Here is a 19709-nt window from a genome sequence, read left to right as displayed (position 1 = left end):
CACGTACCTCCCCGACAGGTGCCGCCCAGACGGGGGCTTCCGGGGACCTCCGCCCGACCGCTTGGATCGGAGGGTCCGAACGGGTGCGCACCGGCTCCCGAGGGGGAGACGGCCGGGGGTACCGGCCCCAGGAGGAGACACCACCGATGGAGCCAGCACCGATGGAGCCCGTACTGCCGGACGGGGCCGTTGACCGTGTGCCCGTCATGTCCGACGACGCGGGAGCGATGCCGCGCTTCGGCTGGACCCGTGTGGCCATGGCGCTCCGGCCGATGTGGGACGCGCAGGACGACGTGCTGCGCGTCGAGATCGCCGGACACGAGCCACTGCTCATCGACGTCACCGCGAACGCCTACTGGTGGTCCACCGACCTCGCCGACATGCCGATCGAGCCGCTCGAGCTCCGGGTCGGCCGCGAGTCCCGCGAACAGGACTCCGCCGTCACGACGACGCCGGGCAACGAGCTCCAGTCGCTCCTCTGGCACATCGGCCTCAACTCCTTCCCCGGTGAGCTCGCCTGGTGGCTGCAGCGCGACGACACCTACCGGCTGCAGCGCTGGCCGAACTTCACCACGCTCGCGCACACCCCCGACCACGTGCGGATGACGTCCATGCTCGGGTACGCGTCGCTCACGGTCGACGAGCTCGCCGAGCAGGCGAACGTCGCGCCCGCCGAGGCCCGTCGCGTGGTCAACGCCTTCAGCCTGATGCGGATCCTCCGGTCGACGGCCCCCGACGTCGCGATGGCCCGTCCGGCGTTCGACCGCCCGGTCGTCACCGCCACGGCCACCGCCGCACCCGCCCGCGGCGGGCTGTTCCGCCGTCTGCTCGACCGGCTGGCACGCTGATGGCCGAGCACGTCATCCTGTTCGCCGGCCCGATGGGCGCCGGCAAGACCACCGCGATCGAGGCGCTCAGCGAGGTCCCCGTCGTCCGGACCGAGGCCGCGAACACCGACCGCGAGACGGCGGACAAGGCGACCACGACGGTGGCGCTCGACTACGGCGAGATCACCGTCGGCGACGTCGACAAGGTGCGGCTGTACGGCATCCCGGGACAGCGCCGGTTCGACTTCATGTGGCAGATCCTGAAGGACCGCGCGCGCGGGCTCGTCGTGCTCGTGAACGCCGATGCGCCCGACCCCGTCGCGAGCATGCTCGAGTTCATCGAGGAGTTCCGCGACCTGCACGACCGCGGCGGTGTCGTGGTCGGGGTGACCCGTGCGGACGTGGTCGGCGGGACCTCCACCGCCGCGTTCTCCGACGCCCTGTCCGCGGCGCACCCCGAGATGCTCGTGCCCGTCTTCACCGTCGACCCCCGCGAGCCGGAGCAGATGACCACCGTCCTGCTGACGCTCGTCGCCAACATCGAGATGCGCGCGGCCATGGCGCCAGTGGCTCCCGCTCCCGCTGCCGCTCCCGCGCAGGAAGTGCACTGATGTCACTCGCCCCCCACCAGGACCCCGTCGTCATCGACCTCGGTCGCGTCGAGCTCACCGCGATGCGCGACATGACCACGTCGCTGATCACCGCGTCGCTCCTCAGCGACGACGGCTTCGAGATCGTCCGCCTGTCCGACAGCGCCTCCGCACCGACCGACGGGGCCCGGTTCGCCAGCATGGCGAGCTCAATCCAGGCGCTCAGCGAGGCCGTCGCCCGCGAGCTCACGATGGGCACCAGCGAGTACGTCATCATCGCCGCCGAGCGCGGGCACGTGGTGCAGATGCGCATCCCGGGGCAGACGATCGTGCTCGCCGCCCTGTTCGACACCGACGAGATGCTCGGCAAGGCGCTGACCGTGTCCCGCCGCTGTGCCTCCCGCATCGCCGAGGCGCTCGCGGTCCCCGCTCCCGTCCCCGCCGGCTCCTGATCCGAGCCCGGCACCGAAGCTCCTCGCCACCGCGGCGGGGCCCGGCGCGTCCCTGCGCGTCGGTACCGAACGACAAGGAAACCCGAATGGCCACCATCACCGACTCCCTCAACGAACTCGTCTCCGTCGACGGCGCCATGGCCGCGGCCGTGGTCGACAGCGGCTCCGGCATGCTGCTCGGCGGCGCCGGCAGCGGCATCGACCTGGAGCTCGCTGCCGCCGGCAACACCGAGGTCGTCCGCGCGAAGCTCAAGACCGCGAAGTCCCTCGGTCTCGCCGACTCGATCGACGACATCCTCATCACGCTGTCCTCGCAGTTCCACATCATCCGCCCGCTGGCGAGCCACCCCGAGGTCTTCATCTACTTCGTGCTGGACCGCGCGAAGGCGAACCTCGCGCTGGCCCGCATGAAGGCCAAGGACATCGAGGGCTCGCTCACCTTCTGATCCGTCCCGACGGCCCCCGCGCGTGCTCGCGGGGGCCGTCGTCGTCCGTATGCTTGCCGTGCGATCCGCACCGTGGGGTCAGCATCACCGTCTTGGGGAGGAACCGGTCCGTTGAGCGAGTCACCACCCGTCGTCCCGCCGATCCCCTCCGTCCCGGTGCCGTCCGCTCCGTCACCGTCGACCTCGGCCGCGCCGTCCCAGCAGCGACAGGGCACCCGGCTCGGCTGGGACCCGGGGCAGCCGGCGCTCTACGAGCAGTGGGGCGTCCAGAGCCAGACCCCGAAGCGCGCGATGGGGTCGGACATCGGCGTCCTGCCCGAGCTCGAGCGCACCGAGACCACCCGCCGCCCGCTCTGGCGGCACCCGGCGTTCCTCGTCTCCGCGGCCCTCGCCCTGATCGCCGTCGTGATCGGTGCCGTGCTCGTCGTCCGCGCCGTCACCGCAGAGGGACCGCCGTCGCCGTCCGGCCTCGCGGTGCAGTCCGGCTCCGGGAACGTCCGGGTGTCCTGGAAGGGCGACGACGTCGCGTGGTCGGTGTTCGTCGTCGAACCCGGCACGAAGCCCGTCGACGTCAGCCGGCTCGTCCGCGGCACCGAGGTCTGGATCCCGAAGTCGTCCGGCCTGTACGACGCCGACTCGTGCTTCGTCGTCCGCGCGACCGCCGACAACCAAGGCAAGAGCGTGCCGACGGACGCCGCTGCGCTGTCCGACCAGGGCGCGAAGCAGGTCTGCGTCGGCGATGCGGGCTGACGCACGCGTGCGCCGCTGGTCGGTCGCAGCCGGGGTCGTCGCGACGGCGCTCGTGCTGACCGCGTGCTCCGGGCAGGCTCCGACGGACATCGCGGTCACCCCGACCGCCACCGGGTTCGGCGGGCAGGCCCCGGTGGACGGTACGAGGAACGGCATCGAGACCGTCGACGGGACGACCGCGCTGCAGGACGTCCTCGCGGCGATGCGCTCCGAGCCCGTCGTCGCGGAGGGCACCGTCACCGAACTCGTGCCGGACCCCGCCGCCGCGAAGGGGTCCGGTGACACCGTGCTCGGCCGGACCGTGCGGATCGACTACCGCGGCACGACCGAGGACTCCGCGCTGCGACTGTCCGTCGGTGACGTGTCCCTCGATGCCCGTCGCCGAGCCGACGACGTGTGGGTGTCCGGCAACGCCGCGTTCGCCGCGCAGTCCGGTCTCGCGAAGGTGACCAGCGGCCGGGTGTGCGTGCCAGCGACCTCCGCCACCGTGCGGGACCTGGCACCGTTCACCGAGCCCGACGACCTGCTGCGGAGCATGCTCGGCACCGGGTCCGACGTCACGCTGCACCCGGGGGCGGTCACCGGCACCGGCGACGACGCCCGCGTGCAGATCGTCGTCGCGAACGGGTCCTCCCCGATCGGGTCGCTCGTGGTCTCCGCCGTGGGGGAGCCCGTGCCGTACTCGTTCCGGGCATCGGACACCACCGGTACCGTCGAGCTCTCCTTCGCCGACTGGGGGAAGTCCCAGGACCTCGGCGATCCCGACCACGTCGTCACCGACTGCTGACGGCGCCTGTCCCGACCCGCGCCGGACGCGAGGTTGATTCGACGACGTGCCCCGAGCCTCCCGGGTCCGTACCGTGGCGACCATGCAGGGGACCAGACGACGACTGACCACGGCGAGCGTGCTCGCCATCGCCGCCGCCGCGATGCTCAGCGGGTGCGCGCAGGGCGGCCACGACATGGGTGACTCCGTGACGACGAAGCTCAACGGCTCCGCGTTCCACGGGCAGCTCGACATCCGCGCCACGAAGGTCGAGCGGGTCACCGCGGCCGCGATGGACCAGTTCGGGTTGAACCCGAAGGGCGACGACGCGTACCTCGCGCACTTCACCGTCAAGCGGGTGTCCGGTGCGTTCGACCCGGACGCGGTCGGAGACCTGACGAACGACGCATGGGGACTCCGCGCGGCCGACGAGCTGCAGGCCGGGCCGGAGCTCGCCGCGAGCGACCGGAACGACGTCCTGCAGGAGGCGTGCCCGTTCGACCGGAAGGCGATCACGTCGGCGCTGACGGGCACCGGCACCGCGGACGTCTGCGCCGTGCTGCTGGCGCCGAAGGACTCCACCGTCGACGCGGTGAGCTACATGCGGGCAGCGCCCGTGGACGAGGCCCCCGAGGGCGACTCGACGATCACCTGGCGCGCGGAGTAGGCGCGCGCTTGCGTGCGCGTCCGGTTGTCGACGCCGGTTCCGGTTGTCGACTCGGAACGACAGAGTCGCTGTCGTACGACAACGGCCGTGTCGCTCCCACGCGGCCGCAACAGTTGCACGCGCGGGATTGCGACAGCATCGCTGTCGTACGACAACGGTTCTGTCGTTCGGGGTCGGTGACGTTCGACGCGCTCGCCGACCCGCAGGTCAGGCGGCTGCGCGCCGAGCGCGGTGCGCGCGCACCTTCGCGCGGTTCCCGCAGCGCTGCATCGCGCACCACCGGCGCGTGCCGCCGCGGGACGAGTCGTAGAACACGAGCCCGCAGTCCGGCGCCGAGCAGCGGCTGAGGCGGGTCGGTCGGCCGTCGGCCTCCACGTCGTCGAACCCGACCTCGGTGAACAGGGCGACGGCGTCGCGAGCGACGCTCGAGAGCGCCTGTGCGAGCCGCACACGGTTCGCTCCGGCCCGGCGACGGCCACCCGGGAGGCTCGGGGGCACGTCCGGCAGGGCGGCGAACAGGTTGACGGTGTCGATGTCGTCTGGCGCGGGGCGCGTGCGGCCGGTCCCGGCACGCAGGCCGGCTGCGACCGCGGCGCGCTCGGCAGCCGTGGACGCCGGCGCGGGCGCCGCCGCGACCGCGAGACGGCCGATGGCGGCGCGGAGTTCACGGGCGTCCTGCAGCTCGCGGGCGCTCGCGCCGACGTCGATCGGTTCGGTGTGGTCGCTCAACCACTCGTCGAGGTCGGCCGGCGTGACGAGGAGTTCACCGAGCTGGGCGCGGGGGCGTCGGCCGTCGGGGTCGTCGGCGAACCCGCCGGTGTGCGCGAAGTCGAGGGCGATCCGTCCGGCGTCGAAGAACCACGACGACCCCGAGTCCGTGCGGATGTGCTGCCCCGTCTGCATCCGCCCAGGCTAACGGGTTACCGGCGCGCCTCGGTGCCGAGTTCGGAACGCGCGGGCTCCGTCCGGGCGACGTCCGCCCGGCGGGTCCACGTGATGAGGTGGCGCTCGTCGAACCGGCGGGAGCACTTCGCGCACGCCAGCGGTCTGGTCGGCGTGCGGTAGCGGAAGTGCTCGTGTCCCGCCGGGCACTCGCCGACCCACGGGGCCAGTTCGCTGGCGATCGGGCCGTCGTGCAGGCGGGACCCGGTGTACCCGATCGAGGCAGCCGTGCGCCGCCACTTCGGCCCGTGCCCGGCGCGGGCTCCGCTCAGGGCGTGCGCGACCTCGTGCAGCAGGACCTGCTCGACGTCGTCGTCCGAGAACCGGACGGCGAGGTGCTTGCTCACCGTGATCCGGCGCTTGGCGAAGTCGCACTGGCCCGCACGGGTCTTGGCGTTGTCGAAGCCGAACGACCACGAGCCGGCGCCCAGGTGCGCCGCGATGAGCTCCGCGGCGCGGGAGCGGACCTGGTCGAGCGACGTCACCGGTCGGCTGGGCCCTGCCGCTGGGTGCGGTCGGTGCGGTCGGCACGATCGGAGAGCTTGCCCCAGAGGCTGTCCGCCTCGGTGCGGGCGGCGTCCGGTGCCCCGAGGACCCGGCGGCGGACCGGCGGGACCTCCTTCACGGGCTCGGCGACGCGCGTGGCCGGGTCGGTCTCGCGACGGACCGCTGCCTCTCGTGCGGTGCGGGGACGGTCTGCGGTCGGGCGCTCGGGCGCAGCCGCCGGCTGGGCGATGGACGCGCGCATGGCTGCCTCGACGGCCGAGCGGAGGGCGTCGGTGCGTTCGGACGGGGCCCCGGCGGCGCGGAACGCCTCGTACGAGCGACCGAGGACCTCGCGCGCCTCCTCGAAGCGGTTCAGCTCGAACAGCGACCAGCCCTCGAGCTCGGCGGCAGCGCCCTCGAGCTCGGGCCATTCCTCGGTCGCCGCCGTGTCGCGGGCGAGGGCGGACTCGGTCGCGGCCCGCTCGTACCGGCCGAGGTCGTGCAGGACGTGCGCACGCCGGATCCGTGCGGCGACCTTGTCGGCGCGTTCCCCGGTGAACATCGTCAGCCGGAAGACCTCTTCCGCGACGACGAGGGCCTCGTCGAGGCGGCCGAGCAGACGCAGGAGTTCCGCGCGCTCGGCGAGGGCCTCGGTGCTGCGGCTCTGCCCGAGGGCACGGAGGCGGTCCTGGACCACCTGCACGTCCACGGCCGGACGGAGGCTGATGGGCGCGAAGGTGCTGCCCGGGCTGACACCGGCGGTGACGGGAGCCGCGTGGCGCGGTTCCCGGGCGCGGTCGTCCTGGTCGTCGAGGTGCTGGCGGTCGTCGGGGGACATCAGGGTCGAGGGTAACCGTGCGTGCCCGGGAGCGGCCGGTGCCACACGCGGTTGCTCAGGAGACGCCGTTCGAGACCGCGACCGCGGCGACTGCTGCGTACGTGACGAGCACTGCGATCACCGCGACGATCGCGAGCACGACGGCGAAGACACCCCAGCCGCGTCCGCGCTTCGTCGCGATCGCGATGATGCCCTGCACCAGGGCCCAGAGACCGATCACCGTCCCCAGGAGGAACAGCACGCCAGCACCCGCGAGCGCCGGGTCGTTCTCCATGTCCTGGAACTGCGACGGGTCTGGGGTCGTGCTCCCGCCGTTCTGCAGGATCTGGTCGAACGCGCTGCTGTGGACGATCGCGGTGCCGAAGAGGTAGCCGGTGATGACGCCGACCACGAGTGCGACGAGCCCGAGGACGAACGCGATGACACCGACGGTCTTCTTCTTCGCCTTCGGTTCCTCGTAGCTCTGCCAACCGGGGGCGCCGGCGGACGCGGGTGCCGCTGCCGCGTGCTGCTGACCGCCCCACGTCGGAGCGCCCTGCTGCTGGTCGTGCTGCTGCTGGCCGTACTGCTGCTGCCCGTACTGCGGCTGCTGCTGCCCGTACTGCTGCTGGCCGTACTGCGGCTGCTGCGGTGCGGCCTGCTCGCCGTACTGCGGTGCGGAGGCCGGGGTGATGCGCTCGCCGTATCGCGGTGCATCGTCCTGCGGAGCCGCCGGCTGCTGCGTCGGCTGCTGCTGCGGAGCGGGCTCGCCCCAGGTCGGTGCCTGGCCGTCGCCCGGCCGGTCCTCGTTGCTCCGGTCGTCGTTCGTCATGAGCGCTTCCCCGTCTCGTTCGTCCACGCACCTGCGCGGTCGTTCAGCACCCATCCTGGCAGCGGCACCACCACGTTGCCCGCAAGCAGGTCCGGGTCAGGCGCCGAAGACGGACCGGTTCGGTTCCGGAGACGCGACGGCCGTCGCGTCGGTGACGATGGGCGCACCGGCGATGAACGACCGGAGCTCCGCGCCGTGCACGACCTTCGCGGGCATCGGGTCGGACGAGTACCGGCGAGGCATGTCCGCGACCGGGAGGTCCGTGGGGGAGCCGAGCAGCACGATGTTGCCGAACCGACGGCCCTTGAGCATGCCGGTGTCCGCGACGGCCGCGACGGACGGCAGCACCGACTGCAGCGTCGACGCCTGACCCCTGGCGAAGGCGAGACCGGCACCGTCGGCGACGTTCACCGCGACGATGCCCGTCGGGGACAGGAACTCGGCGACCTCGCGGTAGAACTCGACGCTCGTCACGTGCGCCGGGATCCGTGCGCCGCCGAACACGTCCACGACGGCCAGGTCGACGGTGCCGCGCAGCCCGTGGGGGAGCTTCCCGAGGACCTCGCGCGCATCGCCGTACCGGACCCGGATCGAGGCGCCTCGGGGGAACGGCAGGGCCTCACGCACCTGGTCGACCAGGTCGCGCTCGAGCTCGATCACCTGCTGCCGCGAGCCCGGCCGGGTCACCGCGACGTAGCGCGGGAGCGTCAGGGCGCCGGCGCCGAGGTGCAGTGCCGTGATCGGTCCGGGCGGCAGCAGGTCGATCGCGTGGCCGATCCGGCGGATGTACTCGAACGCCAGGTGGGTCGGGTCCTCGAGGTCGACGTGCGACTGCGGCGTGCCGTCGACGACGAGCGTGAACGAGCCGGGCCGGTGCCGGTCGGGCTCGATCACCGAGAACCCGGCACCGAGCTTGAACCCGTCGAACGCATCAGCCATGGGTCCATGGAACACCACGCGATCACCACCCACGTCCCCACCCGTGGTTGGTGTGGCCCGCTGAGCGCCCGAACCACGATGGGATCACCGGTCGGGAACCCCCGCCGGACCCCACCGAAAGGCACACATCATGTCGGTCCAGCTCATCGCGAACATCGTCATCGGGCTCGCGCTCGTCGGGTTCCTCGCGTACCGGCAGGCCACCTGGCGGTACCTGGACCCCGCTCGCATCTGGCGTGGTCCGCTCGTGATGGCGGTCATCGGCGTCGTCGTCCTGGCGCAGACGAAGGCCACGATCACCACGACGGACATCGTCTTCCTCGGCATCGAGGCGCTCATCTCGGTCGGCGTGGGTCTGGCGATGGGCACCATGACCCGCTTCCGGACGGTGTCGACCCCTGATGACAAGGGCCGAACGATCCAGTCCCGGACCGGCTGGTACGGCGCCGGACTCTGGTTCGTGCTCATCGCCGTGCGTGTCGGGCTGGACGTCGTCGGCGGGAACATGGGCGCACACCTCCTCAGCTCCACCGGCGCGATCCTCCTGATGCTCGCGATCAACCGTGCCGCCCGCGCGCTCGTCATCGACCAGCGCATCCCCGGACGGACCCGCGGCATGATGGTCAGGTGACCTTGCTGTCCGTCCCCGAGCCGACCGACCCGTCCGCGGGCCGGTCGCGTTCGCGTCTCGGGTGGGTGCTGAGCGCCGTCGGCATCGTCGCCGTCACGTTCTGGTTCATCAGGAACGGCATCGCCGAGGAGCTCCCACCGTGGGTCTGGGTCGTCGGTGGCGTGACGATCGCGGCGTGGACGCTCCGGGAGTTCGTCAGGACGCCCCGCACGATGGCGGCAGCCGGCGCGGTCATGGTCGTCGCGGGCTCCGCGGTGGTCGCCCCGACCGACGCGCTGATGATCGCAGCCGTGATCGTCGGCATCGTCGTGCTGCAGGCGAGTGCGGCGGTCCCGGTGTGGGCCGGAGTCGTCGCCGCGCTGGTCGCCCTCGTCGAGATCGCCGTCTCCGCGAGCCTCGAGGGTGCCACCGTGCAGTTCGTGCTCGGGTCCTGCGCCGGTCTCGTCCTCGGGATCCTGGTCGGGTTCAGTCGGCGGCAGTACCGTCTCGCCGAGCAGCAGGCGCGCCAGGCCGAACGCGACCAGCAGCGTGCCCGGCTCCTGGCCGACCGGTCGCGGGCCGCCCGGGACATCCACGACGTCCTCGCGCACTCCCTCGGCGGCCTGGTGCTGCAGCTCGACGCCGTGGAGGCCCTGCTCGAGGCCGGTCGGGTCGACGAGGCCACGCTGCGTGCCGGTGCCGCGCGCACCCTCGCGGCCGACGGTCTCGCCGAGGCCCGCCGGGCGGTGCACGCCCTCCGCGACGACGCAGAAGCGGACACCGACACAGCCGCGACCACCGACACAGCCCCGGTCGCAGCACCGGGCGCCGGCCTGCACCCCCTCGTCGCCGCCCACCGTGACTTCGGCGGGGAACTCGTCGTCACCGGCGACCTCGCCCTCGCCGACCTGGACGACGCCCACCGCGCCGTCGTCGTCGCGAGCACCAGGGAGGCCCTGAGCAACGCCCGCCGCCACGCCCCCGGCCGACCGGTGTCCCTCTCGGTGATCCGGGACGGCGACGCCGTCGACGTGGTCGTCGCCAACCCGCTCTCCGGCGGCGGGCACGGGCTGATCGGCATCCACGAGCGCTTCGCAGAGCTCGACGCCGGCGCCACCGTCGAGGCCGAACGCTCCGAGGACGAGTTCGTCGTCGCGATGCACGTCCCCGTCGCCGGCGCCCGCGTCGACGAACCAGACGCGCAGGACGTGCAGAACGCGCAGAACGTGACGGACGCATGACCATCCGCGTGCTCGTCGTCGACGACCAGGCGATCGTGCGCGACGGCCTGGTGACGGTGCTGTCCATGGTGCCGGACCTCGAGGTCGTCGGAGAAGCAGCTGACGGGGCCGAGGCGCTCGCCGCGGTGGAACGGTGGTCCCCGGACGTCGTGCTGATGGACCTGCGGATGCCGGGCGTCGACGGTCCGACCGCCACGGCGCGCATCACGGCGGAGCACCCCGGCGTGGCCGTGCTCGTGCTGACCACCTTCGCCGACGACGAGTCGATCACCACCGCGCTCCGAGCAGGTGCCCGCGGATACTTGACCAAGGACGCCGGACGGGTGGAGATCGCCGCCGCCGTCCAGGCCGTCGCGTCCGGGCAGTCCACGTTCGACGCCGCGGTCGGAGCACGACTCGTCGCGCAGCTGACCGCGACGACGGCACCCGAGCGGCCGGCGTCCCTCCGCGCCCGCTTCCCCGAGCTCACCCCGCGTGAGGCCGACGTCCTCGAGCGCATCGCCGACGGCCGGACGAACCCGGAGATCGCCGCCGAGCTGTTCCTCACCGTGCCGACCGTGAAGTCCTACGTGAACCAGCTGTTCCAGAAGCTCGGTGTCCGCACCCGCGCGGAGGCCGTCGCCCTCGTCCTGCGCTGACGCGCGAGCGGGGCCGGCAGGCTGATGCGCGCGCACCGCCGCCCAGATGAATGCGTACACATGAACGGCCAGTGAACGCCAAGCGTCCTGACGTACCGTCGACCACCGTCGTCGTGCCGGGTGCGTCGACCCCCTGGAGCCCCCACCTCCCCGCGGGTCCGCACGCCGGCCGACCGTGACGCGCGTCGCTGTGCAGCGCACCCCACGCCGTCACCCGCAGTCCGCCTGCGGCTCCTCGGCGTGCTCGCGCGCACCGACCATTGAGTACATTGCGTTCGTTATGTAAAATACGGATGCAGCATCCGCCGGCCACGAACCGCAGGAGACCCGACATGTCCGCCGACACCATGAGCATCCAGACGCACCGTCTCGCCACGCCGAGCGTGCCCGCGGAGGCGACCCGTGCCTCCCGTCCGTTCCACGCGGACCGCGAGACGGCCCCCGTCTGGATGCGCGTGATCGGTGGTGCGCTCCTCACGGCGGGTGTCGGGTTGACCGCGGCCGTGCTCGGCTGGCCGGGGGAGGCGCCGGAGGCGGCGCTCCTCGTCCCGGGTCTCGTCGGCGTCGTCGTCGGCCTGCTCCTGCTGTTGGCGCGGTCCGGGTTCACGGTGACCGACACGCACGTCACCCTGCACTTCCGCCCCCTCCCGCCCCGGCGGATCGCGCGGCACCGGATCGTGGACGCCCGTCTCGTCGAGGCCGACGCGGCGACGTACGGCGGCATCGGCCTGCGGCTCGGCCGCGGCGTCCGGGCGCTGCTGTTCACCCCGGGGCTCGGCATCGAGCTCACGGACGAGCGTGGTCGCGTCACGTTCGTGCGGACGCGGCGTCCGGAAGACGCGTTCCGTGCGCTGGCGGGCCTGACTGGAGGCTCGGCTGCAGCTGAGCGCGAACGCCTGGGCTGAGCGCACGGCCGGGAATGGCTGCTGGTCGCCGCTGCTTATACACGGCAGTCCTGATCTTGGTCAAGCCAGGACTGGACATCGTGCGTGAGCGCTGCCTATGATGGCAGTTCGCGCTCCCTGGCATCCGTGTCGTCATATTGCGGTCGACGCAGAGTTCTTCGAGAACAGGCCCTGGTGAGTTCGGTCCCGTATATGTCGGCGGGTACCGCTCACCCAGATCATCGCACATGTGTTCCCGCTCACGCGGCTGGCCCATGATCGCGTGTCTTCGAGGGTTGCGCCGAGCGTTCAATCCACTCACCTACATGCTGCTCGTCAGTACCGGCCCGACGGGGCCTACGGAGGTCACACCCTTGGCTGCTGCGCCCAACGCATCCACCAACCCCAAGAACGGTCGCAACCACTCGCGACTCTCGTTCGCCAAGATCACGGACACCCTCACGGTTCCCGATCTGCTCGCTCTCCAGACGGAGAGCTTCGACTGGCTCGTCGGCAACGACGTCTGGAAGGCCCGACTGGCCGAGGGGCAGGAGCAGGGTCGTACCGACCTCGCGCTGCACTCCGGCCTCGAGGAGATCTTCGAGGAGATCTCCCCGATCGAGGACCTCGGCGAGACCATGCAGCTCTCGTTCACGTCCCCGGAGCTCGAGGACCCGAAGTACTCCATCGACGACTGCAAGGAACGCGGCAAGACCTACGCCGCCCCGCTGTACGTCAACGCCGAGTTCATGAACCACATGACCGGTGAGATCAAGACGCAGACGGTCTTCATGGGCGACTTCCCGCTCATGACCGAGCGCGGCACCTTCATCATCAACGGCACCGAGCGTGTCGTCGTCTCGCAGCTCGTCCGCTCCCCCGGCGTGTACTTCGAGCGTCAGCAGGAGAAGACGTCCGACAAGGACATCTACTCCGCTCGCATCATCCCGTCGCGTGGCGCATGGCTCGAGTTCGAGATCGACAAGCGCGACCAGGTGGGCGTACGCATCGACCGCAAGCGCAAGCAGTCGGTCACGGTCTTCCTCAAGGCCCTCGGCCTGACGAGCGAGGAGATCCTCGACGAGTTCCAGGGCTTCGCCTCGATCGAGTCGACCCTCGAGAAGGACGCCATCCTCACCAAGGAAGAGGCGCTCAAGGACATCTACCGCAAGCTCCGTCCGGGCGAGCAGGTCGCTGCCGAGGCCGCGCGTGCGCTCCTCGACAACTTCTACTTCAACCCGAAGCGCTACGACCTCGCGAAGGTCGGCCGCTACAAGCTGGACCGCAAGCTCGGCATCGACGCGCCGCTGTCCGACTCCGTGCTGTCCGTCCAGGACATCGTCGCGACCATCAAGTACCTGGTCTCGCTGCACGCCGAGCGCACCACGATCGACGGCGTCCGCGACGGCGAGCCGGTGCAGCTCCGCCTCGACGTGGACGACATCGACCACTTCGGCAACCGTCGCATCCGCGCGGTGGGCGAGCTCATCCAGAACCAGGTCCGCACGGGTCTGTCCCGCATGGAGCGCGTCGTCCGCGAGCGCATGACCACGCAGGACATCGAGGCGATCACGCCGCAGACGCTCATCAACGTGCGTCCCGTCGTCGCCGCGATCAAGGAGTTCTTCGGGACGTCCCAGCTGTCGCAGTTCATGGACCAGAACAACCCGCTCGCGGGCCTGACGCACAAGCGTCGTCTCTCGGCCCTCGGCCCGGGTGGTCTGTCCCGTGAGCGTGCCGGCGTCGAGGTCCGCGACGTCCACCCGTCGCACTACGGCCGCATGTGCCCGATCGAGACCCCTGAAGGCCCGAACATCGGTCTGATCGGCTCGCTCGCGTCGTTCGGTCGGATCAACTCGTTCGGCTTCATCGAGACCCCGTACCGTCGCGTCGTCAACGGCGAGGTCACGAAGACCATCGACTACCTCACCGCCTCGGAAGAGGACGAGTTCGTCGTCGCGCAGGCCAACGCCCCGCTGACCGACTCGTTCCACTTCGCCGACGACAAGGTGCTCGTCCGCAAGAAGGGCGGCGAGGTCGAACTCGTCGCCAAGGACGAGGTCGACTACATGGACGTCTCCCCGCGCCAGATGGTGTCGGTCGCGACGTCGCTCATCCCGTTCCTCGAGCACGACGACGCGAACCGCGCTCTCATGGGTGCGAACATGCAGCGCCAGGCAGTGCCGCTCCTCCGCTCCGAGTCGCCGCTCGTCGGCACCGGCATGGAGGGCTACACCGCCATCGACGCCGGCGACGTCGTCACCGCCGACAAGGCCGGTGTCGTCTCCGAGGTCTCGGCCGACGCCGTGACCCTGCAGCTCGACGAGGGCGGCACGCAGACGTACTACCTGCGCAAGTTCGACCGCTCGAACCAGGGCACGAGCTACAACCACCGTGTCGTCGTCTCGGCCGGTGAGCGTGTGGAGCAGGGCGAGGTCATCGCCGACGGCCCCGCGACGGAGAACGGCGAGCTCGCGCTCGGCAAGAACCTCCTCGTCGCGTTCATGCCGTGGGAGGGCTACAACTACGAGGACGCGATGATCCTGTCGCAGAACCTCATCAAGGACGACACCCTCTCCTCGATCCACATCGAGGAGTACGAGGTCGACGCCCGCGACACCAAGCTCGGCAAGGAAGAGATCACCCGCGACCTCCCGAACGTCAGCCCGGACCTCCTGGCCGACCTCGACGAGCGCGGCATCATCCGCATCGGTGCCGAGGTCCGCCCCGGCGACATCCTCGTCGGCAAGGTCACGCCGAAGGGCGAGACCGAGCTCAGCGCCGAAGAGCGCCTCCTCCGCGCCATCTTCAACGAGAAGTCGCGCGAAGTCCGCGACACCTCGCTGAAGGTGCCCCACGGTGAAGAGGGCACGATCATCGGCGTCAAGGTGTTCGACGCGCAGGACGGCGACGACGAGCTCGGCTCGGGCGTCAACCAGCGCGTGGTCGTCTACATCGCCCAGAAGCGCAAGATCACCGCAGGTGACAAGCTCGCCGGTCGTCACGGCAACAAGGGCGTCATCTCGACGATCCTGCCGGTCGAGGACATGCCGTTCCTCGCGGACGGCACCCCGGTCGACATCGTGCTCAACCCGCTCGGCGTCCCCGGCCGCATGAACTTCGGCCAGGTCCTCGAGATCCACCTCGGGTGGCTCGCGAAGCAGGGCTGGAACGTCGAGGGCGTCCAGGAGTGGGCATCGGCCCTCCCGGAGGCGGCGCGCAGCGCGGCACCCGGCACGAAGGTCGCCACCCCGGTGTTCGACGGCGCCTACGAGCGTGAGATCGAGGGCCTCCTCGACTCGACGCTCCCGAACCGCGACGGCGAGCGCCTGATCGGTTCCTCCGGCAAGGCCCAGCTCTTCGACGGTCGCTCCGGCGAACCGTTCCCGGAGCCGGTCTCGGTCGGGTACATGTACATCCTGAAGCTCCACCACCTGGTCGACGACAAGATCCACGCCCGTTCGACCGGCCCGTACTCGATGATCACGCAGCAGCCGCTGGGTGGTAAGGCGCAGTTCGGTGGACAGCGTTTCGGCGAGATGGAGGTGTGGGCGCTCGAGGCGTACGGCGCCGCCTACGCCCTCCAGGAACTCCTGACGATCAAGTCCGACGACATCCTCGGCCGCGTGAAGGTCTACGAGGCGATCGTCAAGGGCGAGAACATCCAGGAGCCCGGCATCCCGGAGAGCTTCAAGGTCCTCATGAAGGAGATGCAGTCGCTCTGCCTGAACGTCGAGGTCCTCTCGGCCGACGGCCAGGCGGTCAGCCTCCGCGACACGGACGACGAGGTCTTCCGTGCCGCTGAAGAGCTCGGCATCAACATCTCCTCGCGGTTCGAGTCGTCCTCCGTCGACGACATCTGATCCCGCCCCGCCCGACAACGTTTCGAATTCAGCAAGAGAGAAGAACATTGCTCGAAGCAACTTCCTTTGACGCACTGCGGATCGGCCTCGCCACGGCCGAGGACATCCGCCAGTGGTCGTACGGCGAGGTCAAGAAGCCGGAGACCATCAACTACCGCACCCTGAAGCCCGAGAAGGACGGTCTGTTCGGCGAACAGATCTTCGGTCCTTCCCGGGACTGGGAGTGCGCCTGCGGCAAGTACAAGCGTGTCCGCTTCAAGGGCATCGTCTGCGAGCGCTGCGGCGTCGAGGTCACCAAGTCCTCGGTCCGTCGTGAGCGCATGGGCCACATCGAGCTCGCCGCACCCGTCACGCACATCTGGTACTTCAAGGGCGTCCCGTCGCGCCTGGGCTACCTGCTGGACATGGCGCCGAAGGACCTCGAGAAGGTCATCTACTTCGCCGCGTACATGATCATCAGCATCGACGAAGAGGGCCGGCACGCTGACATGCCGGGTCTCGAGAACGAGATGCGCCTCGAGATCAAGAACCTCGAGAACCAGCGCGACTCGATCATCGCCGACCGCCTCAAGAAGCTCGAGGACGACCTCGCAGCGCTCGAGGAAGAGGGCGCGAAGGCCGACATCAAGCGCCGCACCAAGGACACCGCCGAGAAGGAGATGTCCCAGGTCCGCAAGTCGTTCGACGAGGACATCACCCGCCTCGAGCGCGTGTGGGAGGACTTCCGCAACCTCAAGGTGGGCGACCTCAAGCCCGAGGACGCCGTCTTCCACGAGCTGCAGGACCGGTTCGGGATCTACTTCGACGCCTACATGGGCGCCGAGGCGATCAAGCTCCGTCTCGAGGCGTTCGACCTGGCCGCAGAGGCCGAGTCGCTCCGTCTGCAGATCGCCGAGGGCAAGGGCCAGAAGAAGATCCGCGCGATCAAGCGTCTGCGCGTCGTCTCCTCCTTCCTCGCCACCGGCAACTCGCCGGCAGCGATGGTCCTCGACGTCGTCCCGGTCATCCCGCCGGAGCTCCGCCCGATGGTGCAGCTCGACGGTGGCCGCTTCGCCACCTCGGACCTCAACGACCTCTACCGTCGTGTGATCAACCGCAACAACCGTCTCCGCCGCCTGCTCGACCTCGGTGCCCCCGAGATCATCGTGAACAACGAGAAGCGCATGCTGCAGGAAGCGGTCGACGCGCTGTTCGACAACGGTCGTCGTGGTCGCCCCGTCACGGGTACCGGCAACCGCGCCCTGAAGTCCCTGAGCGACATGCTCAAGGGCAAGCAGGGTCGTTTCCGCCAGAACCTGCTCGGCAAGCGCGTCGACTACTCGGGTCGTTCGGTCATCATCGTCGGCCCGCAGCTCAAGCTCCACCAGTGCGGTCTGCCCAAGCAGATGGCCCTCGAGCTGTTCAAGCCGTTCGTCATCAAGCGCCTCATCGACCTGTCGCACGCGCAGAACATCAAGTCGGCCAAGCGCATGGTCGAGCGTTCGCGTCCGCAGGTGTGGGACGTCCTCGAGGAGATCATCCGCGAGCGCCCCGTCCTGCTGAACCGTGCGCCGACGCTGCACCGTCTGGGCATCCAGGCGTTCGAGCCGCAGCTCGTCGAGGGCAAGGCCATCCAGCTCCACCCGCTCGTGTGTGCTGCGTTCAACGCGGACTTCGACGGCGACCAGATGGCCGTGCACCTGCCGCTGTCGGTCGAGGCCCAGGCCGAGGCACGCATCCTGATGCTCGCCTCGAACAACATCCTCAAGCCGTCGGACGGCCGTCCGGTCACCCTGCCCGCGCAGGACATGATCATCGGTCTGCACCACCTGACGACCGTCCGCGAGGGCGCTGTCGGTGAGGGCCGTGCGTTCTCCTCCGTCGCCGAGGCGATCCTCGCGAAGGACCAGAACACGCTGCACCTGAACGCCAAGGTGAAGATCCGCATGTCGGGTGTCCACTTCGCCGAGGGTGAAGCACCCGAGGGCTACGAGGTCGGTCAGCCGATCCTCCTCGAGACGACCCTGGGTCGCGCGCTCTTCAACGAGACCCTGCCGGCGGACTACCCGTTCGTCCAGCGGGTCACCGACAAGGGCACGCTCTCCGCGATCGTCAACGACCTCGCCGAGCGCTACTCCAAGACCGAGACGGCCGCTGCGCTCGACCGGATCAAGGACGCCGGCTTCTACTGGGGCACGCGCTCCGGTGTGACCGTCGCGCTCTCCGACGTCGTGACGCCTCCTCGCAAGAAGGAGATCATCGCCGGTTACGAGGCGCAGGCCGCCAAGGTCCAGGGCGAGTTCGACAAGGGTCTGATCACTGACGCGGAACGTCGCGCCGACCTGATCAAGATCTGGACCGAGGCCACCAACGAGATCGCGCAGGAGATGCGGGACAACTTCCCCATCGACAACACGATCAACCGCATGGTCTCCTCCGGCGCCCGTGGTAACTGGCTGCAGGTCCGCAACATCGCCGGTATGCGTGGTCTGGTGAACAACCCGAAGGGCGAGATCATCGCCCGCCCGATCATCAACTCGTACCGCGAGGGCCTGACCGTGGCGGAGTACTTCATCGCCACCCACGGTGCTCGCAAGGGTCTTGCCGACACCGCACTGCGCACCGCGGACTCCGGGTACCTCACCCGTCGTCTCGTGGACGTCTCGCAGGACGTCATCATCCGCGAGGACGACTGCGGCACCACGCGCGGCCTCGAGCTGCCGATCGCCACGGTCGACGCCGACGGCAAGCTCGTCCGCGACGCCCGCGTCGAGAACACCGTGTACTCGCGCACCCTCGCCACCCCGGCGATGGACGCGAAGGGCACGGTCGTCGCCGAGGCAGGCGAGGACGTCGGTGACGTCCTCATCGACAAGCTGGTCGCGGCCGGTGTCGAGAGCATCAAGGTGCGCTCGGTGCTGACCTGCGAGTCGGCCGTCGGTGTCTGCGCGAAGTGCTACGGCCGGTCGCTCGCCACGGGCAACCTGGTCGACATCGGCGAGGCCGTCGGCATCATCGCCGCGCAGTCCATCGGTGAGCCCGGTACCCAGCTGACGATGCGTACCTTCCACACGGGTGGTTCGGCGTCCGCCGACGACATCACCCAGGGTCTGCCCCGTGTCACCGAGCTCTTCGAGGCCCGTACCCCGAAGGGCGCGTCCCCGATCGCCGAGGCCCCCGGCCGCGTCGTCGTCGAGGACACGGACAAGGGTCGTCGGATCATCCTCACGCCGGACAACGGTGACGAGCCGTTCATCTACCCGGTGCTCAAGCGTGCGACCCTCCTCATCGAGGACGGCCAGCACGTCGAGCTCGGCGAGCAGTTCATCGCCGGCACGGTGGACCCGAAGGAGGTCCTCCGCGTGAAGGGCGTCCGTGAGGTCCAGAAGCACCTGGTCAACGGTGTGCAGGACGTGTACGGCTCGCAGGGTGTGCCGATCCACGACAAGCACATCGAGGTCATCGTCCGCCAGATGCTCCGCAAGGTGACGGTCGTCGACCACGCCGACACGGACCTGCTCCCGGGTGAGCTCGTCGACCGCTCGCGGTACAACGAGATCAACCGTGCGGCGCTGCAGGAGGGTCGCAAGACCGCTTCCGCTCGCCAGGAGGTCATGGGCATCACCAAGGCGTCCCTCGCGACCGAGTCGTGGCTGTCCGCCGCGTCCTTCCAGGAGACCACCCGCGTGCTCACGCAGGCGGCCATGGAGGGCAAGCAGGACCACCTCGTCGGCCTCAAGGAGAACGTCATCATCGGAAAGCTCATCCCCGCCGGGACGGGCCTCAGCCGGTACCGCGACGTGGACGTGAACGCGACGGAGGAAGCGAAGGCGGAGCGGTACCCGAACCGCATCTTCGCGGATGACTCGTCGTTCTCGGACGCCGACCTGAGCTTCGTCGACTTCGACAGCTTCTCGTCGGACGACTTCACGCCGGGCACGTACAACTGAACCGAGTGATCCACTGACGAGGGCCCCGCA

Annotated in this window: 18 protein-coding genes; 13 read left to right on the top strand and 5 right to left on the bottom strand. The window is 70.0% G+C overall.

Annotated features, from left to right (window positions below):
• The first annotated feature begins 206 nt into the window (after positions 1-206).
• The 7 genes from AAEP80_RS01680 (at position 207) to AAEP80_RS01650 (ending at position 4498) form a co-directional block, all read left to right on the top strand.
• Positions 207-848 carry a hypothetical protein gene (locus tag AAEP80_RS01680; protein WP_420365700.1) on the top strand — a complete coding sequence of 214 codons (642 nt, stop codon included), beginning with the start codon at positions 207-209 and terminating at the stop codon, positions 846-848.
• The gene (locus AAEP80_RS01675) at positions 848-1438 is read left to right on the top strand and encodes a GTP-binding protein (protein ID WP_402727284.1); all 591 of its coding nucleotides are present in this window, start codon (positions 848-850) and stop codon (positions 1436-1438) included. The genes AAEP80_RS01680 and AAEP80_RS01675 overlap by 1 nt, the downstream gene beginning before the upstream one ends.
• The gene (locus AAEP80_RS01670) at positions 1438-1869 is read left to right on the top strand and encodes a roadblock/LC7 domain-containing protein (protein ID WP_402727283.1); all 432 of its coding nucleotides are present in this window, start codon (positions 1438-1440) and stop codon (positions 1867-1869) included. The genes AAEP80_RS01675 and AAEP80_RS01670 overlap by 1 nt, the downstream gene beginning before the upstream one ends.
• An 86-nt stretch (positions 1870-1955) precedes the next feature.
• Entirely contained in the window at positions 1956-2315 is a 360-nt protein-coding gene (locus AAEP80_RS01665; protein ID WP_281266048.1) for a hypothetical protein, read from the top strand.
• 111 nt (positions 2316-2426) lie between these two features.
• Entirely contained in the window at positions 2427-3065 is a 639-nt protein-coding gene (locus AAEP80_RS01660) for a hypothetical protein (RefSeq protein WP_420365699.1), read from the top strand.
• The gene (locus tag AAEP80_RS01655; RefSeq protein WP_420365698.1) at positions 3055-3852 is read left to right on the top strand and encodes a hypothetical protein; all 798 of its coding nucleotides are present in this window, start codon (positions 3055-3057) and stop codon (positions 3850-3852) included. Before AAEP80_RS01660 ends, AAEP80_RS01655 begins: the two co-directional genes overlap by 11 nt.
• Positions 3853-3934: 82 nt before the next feature.
• Positions 3935-4498 (top strand): hypothetical protein, encoded by a 564-nt coding sequence (locus AAEP80_RS01650; RefSeq protein WP_420365697.1) that lies wholly within the window; start codon positions 3935-3937, stop codon positions 4496-4498.
• A gap of 207 nt (positions 4499-4705) precedes the next feature.
• On the opposite strand, the gene AAEP80_RS01645 is transcribed toward AAEP80_RS01650, so the two are convergent.
• The 5 genes from AAEP80_RS01645 to AAEP80_RS01625 all read right to left on the bottom strand — a co-directional run bounded on the left by AAEP80_RS01645 (position 4706) and on the right by AAEP80_RS01625 (position 8514).
• Positions 4706-5401 (bottom strand): CGNR zinc finger domain-containing protein, encoded by a 696-nt coding sequence (locus AAEP80_RS01645; protein ID WP_413600685.1) that lies wholly within the window; start codon positions 5399-5401, stop codon positions 4706-4708.
• Between the two features lie 17 nt (positions 5402-5418).
• Entirely contained in the window at positions 5419-5925 is a 507-nt protein-coding gene (locus tag AAEP80_RS01640) for a SprT-like domain-containing protein (RefSeq protein ID WP_413600686.1), read from the bottom strand.
• Positions 5922-6764 (bottom strand): hypothetical protein, encoded by an 843-nt coding sequence (locus AAEP80_RS01635; RefSeq protein WP_420365696.1) that lies wholly within the window; start codon positions 6762-6764, stop codon positions 5922-5924. Before AAEP80_RS01635 ends, AAEP80_RS01640 begins: the two co-directional genes overlap by 4 nt.
• Before the next feature lie 55 nt (positions 6765-6819).
• Positions 6820-7575: a DUF4064 domain-containing protein gene (locus AAEP80_RS01630; protein WP_420365695.1), complete on the bottom strand. Its 756-nt coding sequence runs from the start codon at positions 7573-7575 to the stop codon at positions 6820-6822.
• A 96-nt stretch (positions 7576-7671) separates the two neighbouring features.
• Positions 7672-8514, bottom strand: a complete 843-nt coding sequence (locus AAEP80_RS01625; protein ID WP_402727275.1) for a spermidine synthase — start codon at positions 8512-8514, stop codon at positions 7672-7674.
• Between the two features lie 130 nt (positions 8515-8644).
• On the opposite strand from AAEP80_RS01625, the gene AAEP80_RS01620 reads away from it, so the two are divergent.
• The 6 genes from AAEP80_RS01620 (at position 8645) to AAEP80_RS01595 (ending at position 19679) form a co-directional block, all read left to right on the top strand.
• A complete protein-coding gene (locus AAEP80_RS01620; RefSeq protein WP_420365694.1) occupies positions 8645-9145 on the top strand; it encodes a hypothetical protein in 501 nt (166 codons plus the stop codon).
• Positions 9142-10365: a sensor histidine kinase gene (locus AAEP80_RS01615; protein WP_420365693.1), complete on the top strand. Its 1224-nt coding sequence runs from the start codon at positions 9142-9144 to the stop codon at positions 10363-10365. The genes AAEP80_RS01620 and AAEP80_RS01615 overlap by 4 nt, the downstream gene beginning before the upstream one ends.
• A complete protein-coding gene (locus tag AAEP80_RS01610; protein WP_420365692.1) occupies positions 10362-11003 on the top strand; it encodes a response regulator in 642 nt (213 codons plus the stop codon). Before AAEP80_RS01615 ends, AAEP80_RS01610 begins: the two co-directional genes overlap by 4 nt.
• A gap of 332 nt (positions 11004-11335) precedes the next feature.
• Positions 11336-11908 (top strand): hypothetical protein, encoded by a 573-nt coding sequence (locus AAEP80_RS01605; protein ID WP_420365691.1) that lies wholly within the window; start codon positions 11336-11338, stop codon positions 11906-11908.
• A 353-nt stretch (positions 11909-12261) separates the two neighbouring features.
• Positions 12262-15750: a DNA-directed RNA polymerase subunit beta gene (rpoB, locus tag AAEP80_RS01600; RefSeq protein ID WP_281266035.1), complete on the top strand. Its 3489-nt coding sequence runs from the start codon at positions 12262-12264 to the stop codon at positions 15748-15750.
• A 47-nt stretch (positions 15751-15797) separates the two neighbouring features.
• Positions 15798-19679 (top strand): DNA-directed RNA polymerase subunit beta', encoded by a 3882-nt coding sequence (locus AAEP80_RS01595; RefSeq protein ID WP_420365690.1) that lies wholly within the window; start codon positions 15798-15800, stop codon positions 19677-19679.
• The last annotated feature ends 30 nt before the right edge of the window (positions 19680-19709 follow it).

Source organism: Curtobacterium sp. L3-7, assembly GCF_048756585.1.
In the GTDB taxonomy this organism is placed as follows: Bacteria; Actinomycetota; Actinomycetes; order Actinomycetales; family Microbacteriaceae; genus Curtobacterium.
This window is presented reverse-complemented; position numbering and strand designations above follow the sequence as displayed.